Annotated in this window: 13 protein-coding genes; 4 read left to right on the plus strand and 9 right to left on the minus strand. The window is 41.8% G+C overall.

Going from position 1 to position 15016, the window contains the following annotated elements; translation table 11 throughout:
• Positions 1–19: 19 nt before the first annotated feature.
• Together AC4E92_RS04955 and AC4E92_RS04960 are read left to right on the plus strand one after the other, a co-directional pair.
• The gene (locus tag AC4E92_RS04955; protein WP_490239484.1) at positions 20–1264 is read left to right on the plus strand and encodes a 2-hydroxyacyl-CoA dehydratase subunit D; all 1245 of its coding nucleotides are present in this window, start codon (positions 20–22) and stop codon (positions 1262–1264) included.
• Positions 1261–2946, plus strand: a complete 1686-nt coding sequence (locus tag AC4E92_RS04960) for an acyl-CoA dehydratase activase (protein ID WP_490239485.1) — start codon at positions 1261–1263, stop codon at positions 2944–2946. The genes AC4E92_RS04955 and AC4E92_RS04960 overlap by 4 nt, the downstream gene beginning before the upstream one ends.
• Here the strand turns inward: AC4E92_RS04960 and ispE are convergent.
• From ispE to AC4E92_RS05005, 9 genes are all read right to left on the minus strand, one after another.
• Entirely contained in the window at positions 2921–3745 is an 825-nt protein-coding gene (gene ispE / locus AC4E92_RS04965; protein ID WP_490239486.1) for a 4-(cytidine 5'-diphospho)-2-C-methyl-D-erythritol kinase, read from the minus strand. The genes AC4E92_RS04960 and ispE overlap by 26 nt on opposite strands.
• Positions 3697–4287, minus strand: a complete 591-nt coding sequence (locus AC4E92_RS04970; protein WP_490239487.1) for an NUDIX domain-containing protein — start codon at positions 4285–4287, stop codon at positions 3697–3699. The genes ispE and AC4E92_RS04970 overlap by 49 nt, the downstream gene beginning before the upstream one ends.
• Before the next feature lie 13 nt (positions 4288–4300).
• Positions 4301–4855, minus strand: coding sequence for a thymidine kinase (locus AC4E92_RS04975; protein WP_490239488.1), 555 nt, complete (start codon positions 4853–4855; stop codon positions 4301–4303).
• Positions 4856–4857: 2 nt separating this feature from the next.
• The gene (xerA, locus tag AC4E92_RS04980; RefSeq protein ID WP_490239489.1) at positions 4858–5721 is read right to left on the minus strand and encodes a site-specific tyrosine recombinase/integron integrase; all 864 of its coding nucleotides are present in this window, start codon (positions 5719–5721) and stop codon (positions 4858–4860) included.
• A gap of 1 nt (position 5722) precedes the next feature.
• The gene (locus AC4E92_RS04985; RefSeq protein WP_490239490.1) at positions 5723–7030 is read right to left on the minus strand and encodes an ArsB/NhaD family transporter; all 1308 of its coding nucleotides are present in this window, start codon (positions 7028–7030) and stop codon (positions 5723–5725) included.
• Entirely contained in the window at positions 7011–8243 is a 1233-nt protein-coding gene (locus AC4E92_RS04990) for a molybdopterin molybdotransferase MoeA (RefSeq protein WP_490239491.1), read from the minus strand. Before AC4E92_RS04990 ends, AC4E92_RS04985 begins: the two co-directional genes overlap by 20 nt.
• Positions 8244–8249: 6 nt before the next feature.
• On the minus strand, positions 8250–8744 hold the full coding sequence (locus tag AC4E92_RS04995; protein WP_490239492.1) for a MogA/MoaB family molybdenum cofactor biosynthesis protein: 495 nt from the start codon (positions 8742–8744) through the stop codon (positions 8250–8252).
• Positions 8737–10656 (minus strand): molybdopterin biosynthesis protein, encoded by a 1920-nt coding sequence (locus tag AC4E92_RS05000; protein ID WP_490239493.1) that lies wholly within the window; start codon positions 10654–10656, stop codon positions 8737–8739. The genes AC4E92_RS04995 and AC4E92_RS05000 overlap by 8 nt, the downstream gene beginning before the upstream one ends.
• Before the next feature lie 287 nt (positions 10657–10943).
• On the minus strand, positions 10944–11543 hold the full coding sequence (locus tag AC4E92_RS05005) for a hypothetical protein (RefSeq protein ID WP_490239494.1): 600 nt from the start codon (positions 11541–11543) through the stop codon (positions 10944–10946).
• Between the two features lie 149 nt (positions 11544–11692).
• Between AC4E92_RS05005 and AC4E92_RS05010 the strand changes: the two genes are divergently transcribed.
• Complete coding sequence (locus AC4E92_RS05010) at positions 11693–13303, plus strand: DUF4910 domain-containing protein (protein ID WP_490239495.1); 1611 nt, start codon at positions 11693–11695, stop codon at positions 13301–13303.
• 135 nt (positions 13304–13438) lie between these two features.
• The gene (locus tag AC4E92_RS05015) at positions 13439–14992 is read left to right on the plus strand and encodes an ABC transporter substrate-binding protein (RefSeq protein ID WP_490239496.1); all 1554 of its coding nucleotides are present in this window, start codon (positions 13439–13441) and stop codon (positions 14990–14992) included.
• Positions 14993–15016: the final 24 nt, after the last annotated feature.

Genomic DNA, 15016 nt, shown 5'->3' on the forward strand with positions numbered 1-15016 from the left:
TCGTTTTTTGGAGGTGTTTATGAGTAAGAAAAGTGTTGGGTTCGGGAAGATTCTCAGAAAGTATCTTGAAAAGCCTTTGGTTGCAAGAGCTTTGTTGAAAACAGCTCTGAATTTAGAGCTATCAAGAAGAAAGATGGTCGCACTTTTGAAAAATGATTTTACAAGCTGGATGGATTATTCTGCATTGGACGCTGTTTGTGGAGCTGTGAATGGCAGAAAGACAGCCTGGGTGAACATGTTTTTCCCGGTCGAGATCGTGCTTGCCTTCGGCTTGAACTGCGTTTCAGCAGAAGGACTTTCTGGTATGTTTGCCTCCATGTTTCTGGAAGACATTGCTATCCAGAAGGCTGAGGCATACGGGATCTCCAGAAATCTGTGTACCTTTCACAGGACTGGCATTGGAATATCACTGCTCAACACTCTGCCAGAGCCACTTTTTGTTGGAACAACGAATGTTTTGTGCGATGGAAATATTCCAACCTTTACCACATATTCTTCGCTCAACTCAATTCCCATATACGTGATCGATGTTCCAAGAAAAGACGACCAGCAAAATCAGTTGTATCTGACAAAACAAATTGAAAACCTCATCTACGCACTTGAAAACCAGCTAAAAAGGAAATTCAATTATTCGCTTCTTCAGCGGATTTTGACGGCAGAAAGACAGGCATTTGATATGATCAGAGAAGTCTATCCAAAACTCTGTGAAAATCCCATACCCATGGAGCTTTATCAGCACGTGAATGTACTCTATGCCTTTCATCTGAGACCAAATCAGTTACTGAGGGCGGCAAGATCGCTTTTGATGAACAAACCATCGCCAGCAAATGGCAAAATAAGGTTGTTGTGGCTTCATCTTGCTCCTTATTATGACAACGAGCTTTACCAGATTTTCTCGAAAAATTCTAAATTCATGGTTGTAACAAGCGAATACGAATGGGACTGGCTTTACTGGCATCCTGATCCGCACAGACCCGTTGAATCTCTGGCACAGAAACTTTTGAAAAACCCACAAATAGGTGATCTTTCAAAAAGAATAGACTTTCTGACAAAACTCGCCGATGATTTTAAGGTTCATGGAGTTATTCACTTCAATCACTGGGGTTGTAAACAGTCATCTGGATCGGTCTTTCTGCTGAAAGAGGAATTCGAACGACGCGGTATACCATTTTTGTCTTTGGATGGAGACTGCGTTGATCATACCAATCAATCTGCCGCTCAATACAGAACGCGAATAGAAGCTTTTCTGGAGATGATAGGATGATCGTTTACAACTGTCCGATGGTGCCGTTTGAATTCTTTCAGGCACTTGGTGTGCTATATAGGAGAGTTGAGAACACAGGTTGTGAATTTGACAAGCTCAATCCCAATATCTGTTCTTTTTGCAGAAAATCTGTTCTATCAGTTAACAGAGACGATGTACTTGTATGGGTTGATTCATGTGATTCATCAAGAAGAGCTGCAGATTTTCTAAAGCAAACCAACAGGGTTTTTGAACTTCACATACCTGTTTTTTCAGATGATCAGGCGATTTTAAAGCTGTCAGATGATTTAAAGGCACTCTGGCAGTTTTTGAAATCTGTATACGGTGATGTGAGCGATGAAAAACTCTTCAGAGCCCATAAAACTATTCAGGAACAAGTGAATTTACTTGAAAAAGCCTTAACAGAAGATTTGAAACAGGCTCAAAGGCTATATGAACAGATCACGGGCCAGAAATGGATAGGTTCTACAAAGTTGAATGCCAATCCCGTTCTGATTCTTGGCGCTCCCATTGATGAAAACATGGTCAAAATCGTCGAAGAAAATAACGGTTATGTCATCAACGCAACCTGTTCCGGTGCCTATTCGATGATTTCAAAAACTTTGGACAGTGAAGATGTTTTTAAAAATATCGCGTACAGAATTTTGAATAAAAAATTGATGTGCATGAGGTCAACCCAAAGAAATATCTCAGATCTTATACAGCTTACAAAGCCTTCCGCAATAGTTCTTCATACCATCAAATTCTGCGATTTTTACCACTTTGATGAAAGACTGTTGCAAAAGACCGGCATACCCTTTGTCGTAATAGAAAATGATCTGACGTCTTTCTCAAATGCCCAGATAAAAACTCGAATTCAGGCTTTGATGGAGCTTTCGGCAGATCGAAAAAATAGTCTTTCAAAGACATACGAGCTGTTTGTCGGTATCGACAGCGGTTCAACCACCACAAAGATCGCCGTTCTTGATAAGAATTCAAAACTTTTATACAAAAACGTCGTCAAAACAGGTGCTTATCCTGTCATGACTGCGAAAAAACTCTACGATCAGGTCATCGAGAAATTCAAAATAAACAGCAAAGAAATCTACCTTGTCAGCACCGGCTATGGAAGGAATATACTCGATTTTGCAAATGAGCAGGTGACGGAGATCACCTGCCATGCCAAGGGTGTTCACTTTTTCATGCCAATGGCAAAGACAATAATTGACATAGGCGGGCAGGATAGCAAGGTGATAAAGGTTGAAGATGGTCAGGTTGTTGAATTTGTTATGAATGACAAATGCGCCGCAGGTACCGGCAGGTTTCTTGAAGTCATGGCAAATGTCCTTGAAACACCCTTAGAAAAAATAGGTGAACTGTCATTGCGTCACAGCAGTGAAATCGATATAAGTAGTGTCTGTACTGTGTTTGCTGAATCAGAGGTGGTATCGCTCAGAGCATCTGGTTATTCAAGAGAAGACATACTCTATGCGATTCACAAAGCAATTGCAAAAAGGATAAGTACAATGTATCAAAGAGTAAAAGGTTTAGAACCGGTGGTACTAACCGGCGGTGTGGCATTGAACAGGGGCTTGAAAGCTGCCCTTGAGAAAACCATCGGTGTGAAGATCGAAGTACCGCCAGAGCCAGTTTTAACAGGTGCAATTGGAGCGGCGGTCATCGGGTATCAAAGGTCCCAATGAATCTGTATCTTCCTTTTTTCAGGTGCACTCCAAATACGCAGGAACCTGTTCCCGTCATCATTGCTGTTATCGGATCTTCCATCCATGCCATATCAAGGCTGTTTTTTACCTGTGAATACTCAGAGCAGGCGATGTTCTGAAAAACATTGTAGGAAAAAGATCTTATCGTCTGCACATCCATGAGTTTGTAAGCCTGGTAGAGTCTTTCAACGGGTTTTGGTCCTGTGCCAAACATTTCTCTGTTGAGTTTCTGATACATGAGTTTGGTCGAGATACTGATATTCGGGCAGAAGAGGTTCACAGTGTAATCTGTTATCGGTTCCAGAAATGTTATTTTTTCACCCTTACCTTCAACAATAGCGGTACCACCCTTTAAAAGAAACGGAACATCAGAACCCACTTTTTCAGCGATTTGCAGCGCTACGTCCTGTGGTATGGCAAGTATCTTTGAAAGAAATCTAATAGTTGCGGCAGCATCTGAACTGCCGCCACCAAGCCCCGAACCAACCGGTATGTTTTTCAGCAACCTCACTTCAAGACCAAAGTCCATCTTATAATACTCTGATACTGTTCTGAAAGCCTTCTCGATTAAGTTTATCCCATCGATCTTCACGCTGGACTGTATTCTGATCTGCTCTGGTTCGTCGATTATGCGAAATTCGATTGAATCGTACAGATCTATTGTTTGAAAAAGCCCTATGATATCGTGATAGCCATCCTTTCTCTTCGAAAGCACATCGAGGTATAGATTTACTTTTGCATAAGCTCTCTCAGTTTCAACAAAGTCAGGTATGACCATCCCTCCAGATACTGCTCAAATTCACCAAATTCATCCAGTGATTTCCAGGTGTAGTCAAACATGTCCGGTTCATTCAGTCCCTCAAAGATTACCTGAGCCAAGTAAAGAAGTCCAACATGGACACGGCTGACTGGTGAACTGATGTCGTTTATCAGACCGATGTACTGAAGGTCTGTTATCCTTGCTTTGACTTCTTCTTCTATTTCTCTGTTCATACCATTCAAAAACGCCTGCCATGGTCTTAGACCATCTTCAGATCTTATATGACCGCCAACGCCGATTGAATATTTGTTGTGAAGTCTTTTCTCGCCCTGTTTTTCTGTTCTGCGCAAAAGCAGTATTTCATCGTTGTTTTTCATGACCACGTACGGTATCACCTGTCTGAAGTCCTCGTCATACTCGACAAGATCTCTTTTGATGAACCTTCCATGGTTTTCAATTACTCTTTCGACCTGCTCTAACTTTACCGCAACCACACCTGTCTTTTTGCCAGTCAATTTAAAAATCTCATGGCTTGGAACGACAAGTACATTTTCCTGCAAGATAAATCCTCCTTTACGCATTTTTCGCCATCTTGTTGTAGCAGTCTCTGCAAACCGCGATGTACTTCTCTTTGCCACCAACATCGATTTCAGCATCGTCCTGAACCAGTTTATAGGTTAGAGTGGCATTGTATTCACCACACATATTGCAGACAGCACGTTTTTTGATGATCTCATTTGCAAGAGCCATTAAAAGCGTTGTTGTTTCAAACGGATTTTGTTTGAAGGTCATATCAAGCCCCGCACAGAAGACATTTATGTTTCTGTCCAAGAAATCCCGAACGATTTTGACAAGGTCTTTGTCGAAAAACTGAACTTCATCGACAAAAACGGCATCAACGTGATCTTCAACATACTTTGGCATCTCCTGAGCCCTTTCAAGAGCTATAGCCTCTACTTCAAGTCCTGCATGGGTTTTCACCACGCTTATTCCGTATCTGTTATCCAGAGACGGTTTAAAAACGACAGTTCTCTTTTTGCCAAGTCTGTAAATTTCCACATAAGATAGAAGTTCCGTAGTCTTTCCAGAATACATGGGACCAACTATTAAAGTGAGTTTCCCCGCCATAATCAACCCTCCTGCAAAAGTTTATTCACTGCATCTACCTTTTCCTGATCAAAAACGTGCAAATACACACTTGTCGTTGATAGATTCGAATGACCGAGTAAATCCTGAACAACCCTTATATTCACCCCACGCTGGAGAAGGTGTGTTGCAAAGGAGTGTCTGAGCGTATGAGGGTGTATTTTGCTGTTTATACCACATTTTCTGGCATATCTTTTTATTATTCTGAAGATCGTGCTGGGGTGTATTCTGGTTTTCCTGCCAAAGAGATAGTCTGAAGGAGATTTGCCGCTTTTCTTTATGTAGTTTTCGATTTTGAAAAGCAACTGGTTGTTCAATGGCACGATTCTATCCTTTTTTCCCTTTCCCATGTTGATCCTCAAGCAGGCTGGTGAGAAAGACAGATCTTCCAGTCTCAGATTGCACAGTTCACTCACTCTGAGCCCGCAAAAATACAGCAATGAAAGAACAAGATGGTCACGTTCATTTTCCATAGAACTTTCGAGTAATCTCTGTACTTCACCTGATGTCAAAAAATCTGGAAGTCTTCTGTGGGTTTTTGGATTTCTAATACCTTCCCATGGATTGGTGCTGCAGATACCTCTTATGACAAGATAGTTGAAAAAGCTTCTCAAAGAACAGATCTTCCTTGCCAGCGAACTTGAAGATAAATTATTTTTTGCAGATTTTGAAAGAACCTTGATATACTCTTCGGCTGTTTCCCTTGAGACATCTTTCAGATCCAGCTTTTTTTCACAGAGAAAATCCATGAACTGCCTTGCGTCACACAAATAAGCTGTAACAGTGTGATCAGATAATCTTCTTATGTGCGCAAGATAATCTGAAAACTCTCTGAGAATCTGCACCATTTCACCAGCCCAGGTAATACATCACGACCACATACAGGTTTACCAGACAGAGCATCAGTATAGTTGCAGGCAGTGTTTTTTTGGCAAAATAAGTGAAGGTCACGGCTCTGTCGCTGTATTTTTTGAGTAAGGCAAGTCCTACTATATTAACTGGAGCGCCAATTGTCGTTCCATTTGCCCCAAGAGAAACTCCCAGAGAAAGAGCCCACCACAAACCTGTATTGAAACCCATCCGCACCAGGGATTGAACGACCGGTATTATCACAGTTGTAGCAGGAACTGAACCAAGAAACATCGAAGCAAAGCCGGACAGCCATACCAAGACTGTTATAACTATATACGGAGATCGAATATTGGCTACGATCTTCGTGATGTAGTCTATGACACCAACTTCTTTCATCGCATAGGTAATCATGAACAGTCCAATCAAAAAAAACAGAGTATCCCATTCTATTTCCTTGGCAGCTTCCTCGAATGACTTTCCATATATTAAGAGCGCCACTGTGGCACCAGCCATGGATATCAACGCCATTTGATAATCGAGAAATTCGTGAAGAGCAAAGCCAGTTATGACAGCCATAAAGACGATTAAAAGCGATATTGCCTTCTTTCTGTCTATGATGGCTGTTTTTGGATCTGTCGCCGCAAGCGCTTTAAGTTTATCCTCTATATCCCTGCTGGTTGGAACTTTTCTGAACCACAGCAGTACCAGTAGAATGAGAATGAGAATGCATACCGGTGCAAGGTGAACAATAAAACTGTTGAAGCTCAATCTGCTTGCTGAGCCGATGATTATGTTTGGAGGATCGCCGATCATTGTGGCAGCTCCGCCAATATTTGACGCGACAATCGCGATGATTATCAAATAAGTTGCATCAATACCGGCAACATCTGATATGAAAAACAATATGGGAGCAAATATCAAAATGGTCGTCACGTTGTCCAAGAAGGCTGATAGGAAAGTTACCGCGACGGTGATTATCGACAGAGTCTTTTTCATTTCTCCCTTTCCCCATTTTACTGCCAGCACCGCCACAAACTGGAAAAACCCTGCGGCTTTCAAAAGCCCAACTGTTATCATCATCCCTGCGAGTAATCCTATGGTATTGAAATCTATAAAACGCGGAAGATTCTCCAAACTCATGGTATCTATGATTTTTGCAAAGCTGATGACCAGTCCCATTAAGAAAACCATCACGGAGGTTTTGAATTTGTTATTCAGTATGAAATAGTAAGTCAAACAAAAAACTGCGAGTACGAATATCTGGTTGAACATCGAGATCACCCCTTCAGAGTGTATAAAATTCAACGAGCTGACCTGCGTAAGCACCCTCTGTTTGCGAAGGAATCCTTATAACTCCATCGGCTGCAGATATATTTGAAACATGCGCAGTTTCACTGAAAAGTGGTTCTGCCAGAATATCACCCTTTTCAAATTTCAATTTTACTCTCACAAAATGCTCGCGACCCTGTGTGGATGGCACATTTTTAGTCAGTCTCACCAGACCGGCAGGCTGTGGTATGAATTTCTCTTCGTTTTCAAGTCTTTTTAAAATGGGCAGCAGAAAAAATCTACTGCTCACGAAAAACGAAACGGGGTTTCCCGGAAGCCCAAGTATTGGTTTTTGATCGATCAGAGCAAAGATGGTTGGCTTGCCGGGCTGTACCAATGCACCATGATAGACAACGCCGGGTTTACCAAGTCTTTCGATGGCTTTTGTAGTGTAATCACGTGTTCCAATTGAGCTGCCTCCGGATATTGCAATGAAATCGTAATTGTCAAGGCAATCTTTGAGCAGTGCGTGTAATTGATCTTCATCGTCTTTTACATGACCTACCCTCTGTGCAAAAAAGCCCAGACTGTTGAGCCATGCGACAAGAGAATATGTGTTACTGTCTCTGACCTGAGCAAAGGAAGGCGACTGCCACGGTTCAATTATCTCATCTCCCGTGGAGATCACCGCAATTTTTGCCCGTCGATAAACATCGACTTTTGTGACTCCAAGCTGTAACAAAAGTTGTATATCGTTGACTCTTATCCTTTTGTTTTTTCTCAGCACTGTTTCACCCATTTTGATGTCTTCATCGTATCTCATCACATTCTCACCGACGGCAACTGGTTTCATAATCTCGACAAAGTCATCAAAGGCTTGCGTGTGTTCAACCATTACAACGGCATCTGCCCCCTGTGGTAAAGCTCCACCGGTTGGTATCCAAGCGGCTTCTCCAGATTTGAGTGTTCGATCCGGCTTTTTGCCGATTTGAATTTCACAGGTTACTTTTAACAGAGCAGGCAGGTTCATAGAAGCACCCTTTGTATCAAAAGCCATGACAGCATAACCATCGACCAGGGATTTATCAAAACCTGGCAGATTTTGAGGTGAGACAACGTCTTTTGCACACACTTTGTTCAAGGCATCCATTGTTTCGACCTTTTCAACTTCGTCGATGGCTTTGATCTTTGCAATATAATCATCGTAAATTTCCTGAATGGTAGCGAGCCTGAGAAAATCGATCTTCATGGCTTTTCACCGGTTTTGCTCTGCACAGTCGGCTGTCGATCCTTTGATTTTTTCTACGGCATGCGGCAGTGCAGATAAAATCACCTGCAGGTTTTCCTGAACGGCTTTCGGACTGCCCGGAAGATTGATTATCAATGTCTGATTTTTCACACCAACGATCGCTCGAGATAACATTCCAAAAGGTGTATGCTTTAATGATTCATTCATCATAGCTATTTCCATTCCATACAGCCTTTTTTCTATGACTGACAGCGTTGCTTCAGGTGTTACATCCCTTGGTGACACACCAGTTCCACCGGTTGTGATCACAAGATCATAACCTTTTTCGCACAAGCTCAAAAGCTCATTTTTTATCAAATTCAGTTCATCAGGCAGGACTCTGTAATATTCGACGACTGCATTTATTTTTCCAAGCATCTCAATCGCTATTTTGCCACTTTCATCTTCTCTCTGACCGGCAAATCCCCTGTCACTCAGAGTGAGTACAGCCGCTTTAATCAACTTGATCACCTCTGATGATTTTGCCCACATTTGAAAGATCATACCCCTGCCATGTCAATGCACGGTTACAAAAATCCTTTGAAAGTATCAGATTCATTATCAATTGGAATCGATAGTCCTGAATGAATTCTGGTAAAACCAGCAGATCGTACTCTTCCCAGAACATGGGGATGAAATCAAGATCCATGATCTGTGCCACTGATGCTATGCCAAGTCCAACATCTGCCAGATTTTTTTTGATCTTCAATGCAAGGTTTATGTGTGTGTATTCCTCGTCATCGTACCCATTTATCTGTGAGCGATCTATGCCGAGTTTTTCTATGTGATAGTCAAGCAGAACTCTGGTGCCCGAAGCCTTTTGTCTGTTGACAAACCTCACATCTTTTCGTGTCAAATCTGTGAGGTCTTTTATTCCCTTGGGATTTGATTTCTGCACAATCAAGCCCTGGTTGCGTTTTATGAACTTGACGAGCACAAAATCTTTCAAATATTTTCTTAAATACGAAAGATTGTATTCACCTGAACTTGGATCTAAAAGATGCATTCCGCCAATGTGAGCGTAACCTTTTGAAATTGATATCAACCCGCCCATGCTGCCCACATTTGTCACATTCAGATTTATGGTGAAGTCTTTTTCCTTGATCATATCTGCCAGAATAGATAAAATTGGGTCGTTGCTTCCCATGAAAATGATGTTTTTGTCAATTTCTTCGATGGATTTACAGGTCTTCACGGTAATTTTTTGACCTTCGTCCAACACCTCGATTCCTTTTGGTACCGTAACAGTTCCATCCATTTTGGCAAGTGCCTCCATACTCGCGGCTCCTCTTTTTAATGGGACAAAGACGTACTTGTCTTTTACCTTGCCCAGACTAACTCTTATGTATTCATCTTCGGAAACGGCTGAAAAAATTCTGCGGGTCGATATGGCTTGTACAACAGCTTCACCAGCCGGCAAAATTTTGTACTTTTCAAAAATTATGGGCTTGACAATCTGTTCAAGGACTGCAAAACAGGAGCCGGGGTATCCCGGCAAGCCAATGACCGGTCTGTCGTTGACCACTGCCAGGATTGTGGGTTTTCCAGGTCTTATATTCAGACCGTGAGCAACAATCTGACCAAGATTGTTCAGAACATGATAGGAATAATCAAAGCTACCGGCTGAAGATCCAGCATTTATCAAAACCATGTCGTATGACGAACATGCACTTGAAAGAGCAGACAGTATCGATTCGTATCTATCTTCCACGGGCGTATGTACATCCACAATCACGTTCATATCACTCAGATAATTCGCTATGAGCGTCGAATTTGTTTCTGGTATCAAGCCTTCACCAATTTCACTTTCTGGTGATACGATTTCATTACCCGTGGGAATGACCATCACCCTCATCTTTTTTATGACTTCCACCTCAAAAACACCGGCAGCCAGCAGTAGAGAAATATCATAAGCTCTCAGAAGATGATAACGTGTAAAGACCATGTCTTTTTCACAGACATCTTCCCCTACTAAGCGCACGTTGTGAAATGGTGGTACTGATTCAAAAATCTGAACATGTTCATCGTCTATTACATGAACATCTTCAATCATTATCACTGCATCAAAAGGTGGTTCAAGTTTGTTGCCGGTATTTACAAATTTGAACTGATCCTTAGAAAGAACCTTTGGACTGGTTTTGGTTGCTCCGATGGTATCAAGGCTTTTTATCAATATCCCGTCCATTGCGGCGCTGTTGTAAGTGGGTACACTTCTGTTTGCATAAACTGGTCTGGCAAGGACCCTACCAAGTGCCTGGGTTGTAGGTATGATCTGCGTCTGAGGAACAAAAAAACCCACCTGCTGAAGTTTCTCTTTATAACTTTGCAGTGCCTGAGAAATATCGAGTTTCTTTAGATATATCTTTCGCTCCATATAATGTACCTCCACAAGAGAAATTTTATCAAGGATAAAGCAAGAAGATTCCATCTTCTACAAGATGAAGATGAATTGCTAACAGTATGGTACAACATTTTTGAAGGTATCTGGTGAGTCTCAGATAACCAGTAGTGGGTGTGTGAACCACCCTGTGAGAATAAGGGCAGCTAAATTGCTGCCAAATTTCTCATAAAGCCTCTATCTTTTTAGGTGGATGGTAGTTCACCCAATCAGGATGAATGCAAAAACGCCGGCTTTCGCCGGCGCACTCGAGGGGGTGGGGGTTACTGGAGGTATGCTCTTAACGCTTCTTCAAAATCATCGTCCAGAAGAATTGCAAGTTTAAATGCACCCTTTGTGTTATCAAAAGATCTGTTCATCATCTTGTCGCGCAAGGGCATTGCTGGTATCTGGTTTTTACTGCCAAAAGGTCTCAACGGCATTTGCCTTTGCTGAATCTGTCTTTGCTGAAATTGGTTTGCATAGTCTTTGAATTTGTTGAAATAGTAATTTCTGAGATTTTCAAGCTGTGATACCTTGAGGATATCTGCAATCTTTTTCTCGGCTTCTTGAAGTATCTGTGCGCGTTCCTGATTCAGCGCTCTTTTTTCAGTTGCAAATTCGTTGAGTGTCATGTCCTTGGATTTCTCAAGCAAAGCTTGGTATTTTTGCTCAAGTTCATTCAGTTGCTGTTTTGTTTCTGTGATTACTCCCAAGAGCTGCTGTGCCTGGTCTTTTGAAAGATCAAGAGCCTTGATAAATTCGGTGTAATTGAGCTGTTTGTTGATCTGCCTCATGTTTCCGTAACCTTTGCCAAAAACTCCTGCAAAACTCAATGCTGCCACCAGAACTAAGCTTACAAGTACCACTGCCACTTTTTTCACTCAAATCACCTCCGTGAATTTTTCTGTTCACTATAATTGTCCTATTTTAAAAGTTATATGTTCTACTTTTTAAGAAAACTCTAATAAAACCAGATACCGTATGCAGAGGAGTAAAATTTTTTCAAACAGCAAGAAAGAAGGTGGATGCTGTGGATGAATATGAAGTTTTTGAAACGATGAGATTCATCAGTTCTTTTCACAGAGCAAGGGGAAGTGATGATTTCAAAAATCTCGTAAAAAGACTGGTGGAGATGTTACTTGAATGGGGGATCGACGAAAAAAAGATCAACGTACTTGAATATCCAACAGGTGGCGTTAGATATGGAAATTTTGAATCCACGATGGTGTGGAACATAAAAGATGCTGAACTGTGGCTTGAAAGTCCAAGGATTTTCTTGAATTCTTTCAGATCATGCAAGGTCAGCGTTCTTTTTGGAAGTAGCTCAACAAATGGCTGGCAATCCTTGGAGCTGGTCGATGAAAATTATCAGGGGGATTTCTCGAACAAGGCTGTACTGGTGAATGAAAATCCTTCAAAAGCCTTCAAAAGGTATGTCAGGGAACTGGGGGCAAAATGTCTTCTTGTGTATTACATGAGATCTCAGGATGAATCAATTGGTAGAACTCCTGAAAAAATGCCGCAGACCGTGAACTATCTCTCCCTGCCCCATACACTTGAAGACAGCAAATACAAAGCTTTTGGTTTTTCGCTCGATTTCAATCAGTTCAGATTGCTCAAACAGCTTTCCAACAAAGGAAATAGAGTCAGATTGTTCATAGATAGTGAATTAAAAACTGGTACTTTGCAGGTTCTTCGAATCAGATTTTCTAACAACTCAAATAGGAGAATCGGTATAGTGGCACATCTATGCCATCCCAGTCCTGGAGCGAATGACAATGCTTCAGGATCTGCTCTGGCACTGCATATCTGTAAGGAATTGGAAAACTTAAAACTCGGTATAAACGTCGATGTACTTCTTTTGCCTGAGTTCTACGGCAGCCTGCCATACGCAGCCCAGAATAACTATGACTGCGTTATCAACCTGGATATGGTTGGAGAAGATCAAACAAAAACAGGAGCCACTCTACTGCTTCATGAAACACCATTTCTTCTACCTGGTTATTACGATCAATTGCTGTACGAATCTTTGATGAAATTTGCACCAACCAGCTCGGAATCATACAGCAAAAGATTTTTCAGAGTGAGATTCAAAAGTGGATCAGATCACGTTGTCTTTGAAAATTATCACACTCCTTCACCGTTCATCGGTCACTGGCCAGACAGGTATTACCACACCAGTGAAGATACACCGGACAAATGTGATCCTTCGATGTTCAGATGGATTGGTCAGGCTGTACTGCACACCCTGATGCTCTCGGCTGATATACCAGAACACATAAAGGAACTTTCAAACTCAAGGGTAAGGTCTTTTTTGATGAACATACAGGATCTTGCCGGAGCAGATCTGATCCGAATGGTAATTGAAAACAGAACCAGCTTTTGCCGTGAAAATATCAAAAAGAAAATAGAACCGGTGAATGAAGGTCCGCTTGGTTATGAGTGGCTCGATAAAACCGGTGAACTGGCGAACGAAAGATACATGGTTGACCTGGGAGAGATTTTAAATTTAAGTGCAAGGTACTTGAACGACTACGACGCCTGTGTTACATTCGCTTCTGCCTATTTGAATATCGATAAAAGAAAAGTCGCAGATGTGCTCGATCTGTTGATCAAAAATGATTTGTTGAGAGTACGGTAATTATATTATTTTGTCAGTACAAAATAACTTTATAAACCCAATATGAATACTTGACTTTTAATGTAAACCCGTGGTAAATTATATACAGTGTTATTGAAGAAAGTGTGAACATACCACAATTGGGGAGGTGTATCCATGAAAAAGTTTTTGCTGGTAATTGCACTGATCACGGCGGTAGCATTTGTTTTTGCACAAACTCCAAAAAGAGGCGGAGTGGTGTACGATTACTGGACAGCTGATCGCATGACCTTTGACCCACAGGAAGATACCTACTTGCAGACATACGCCATGGCTCGTTTGCTTTTCAGCACACTGGTAAGGTACAGGGGAGATACACTTGAGCTGGAACCAGAATTGCTCGCAAAAATGCCGTTGATTTCGCAGAATGGTCTTGTCTACACATTTGAATTGAAAAAAGGAATTAAATTTCAAGACGGCAAAACAGAACTCACCAGCGACGATGTCAGATTCACCATTGAAAGAATGCTCAGTCCAAAAGGCAGGGGTGCAAGCAAGTGGCTCTTTGAACCAATACTCGGTGCTGCTGCATTCATGAAAGGTGAAGCCACTTCTATCGAAGGTTTTAAGAAAATCGATGATTACAGATTCCAGATCATTCTTGAGAAACCCTATGCTCCTTTCCTGCAAAATCTTGCTGTACCTGCGGCAAGCATACTCTCTGAAAAACTCGTAACAGCCGCAGGAGACAACTGGAGACTCAACCCTGTCGGAACAGGTCCATTCAGATTGAAATCTCACACTCCAAATACCGAAATAGTCTTTGAGAGAAATCCGTATTATTTTGAAGAAGGTTTGCCATATCTGGATGGAATAGTTTACAGAATCATACCGGAGTCATCTGTGGCACTGATGGAATTCGAAGCAGGTACTCTGGACGTTGTAACCATACCCGTGCTGGAGTACGAAAGGATTAAGAAAACCGGAAAATACAACATCATTGAAAAGGAAGCGCTCAACACCTACTACTTTTTGATGAATTTGAAAGATCCAAAGTGGTCAAATCCATTGCTCAGAAAAGCAATGGCAATGGCTATTAACAAACAGGAACTTGCTCAATCGCTTTATGGTCCACGCGCAACAGTTGCAAAAAGCTTTGTCACGCCCGGTATACCCGGTGCATATCCGCTTGGTGAAGGTCCGGCTTACGATTACAACCCACAGGAAGCCAAAAAGCTCGTTGCCCAGCTTGGAAATATAGGAAAGGTCACAGCCTGGCAGTCTGGTGGTGATACACTGAGCGATGCAAATGTGATTATACAGGCAATGGCAAAAGAAGTGGGGATCGATCTTGAAATAATACCTGTGGAAAGAGCAGCATACAAACAGGCAAGAAATGAAGGGAAGATACCTGCAACGTACTCCAACTGGTGGGCAGATATTCCAGATCCGGACAACTACATAGGGGTTTTCTTTGCCAAGGGGAACCAGATGTCTTCTGGTTACAACAACGAAGAAGTTCAGGAAATGATAGAAAAAGCTAAAACAGAAGTAGATCCAAAGAAAAGAGAACAGATGTACAGAGAAATTGAATACAAAATAGTTAGAGAAGACGTTGCTGTGATACCACTGTTCCATCTCAAGTACCTGCTTGCGACACAGAAAAATGTACACGGAGTCATAGCTCATCCAACTGGTATTACCATATACCTGTACGCATACAAAGAATGAGCAATGAGCGGAGGCATCCCCTCC

This window comes from Pseudothermotoga sp. (assembly GCF_031962025.1).
Classification (GTDB): domain Bacteria; phylum Thermotogota; class Thermotogae; order Thermotogales; family DSM-5069; genus Pseudothermotoga_B.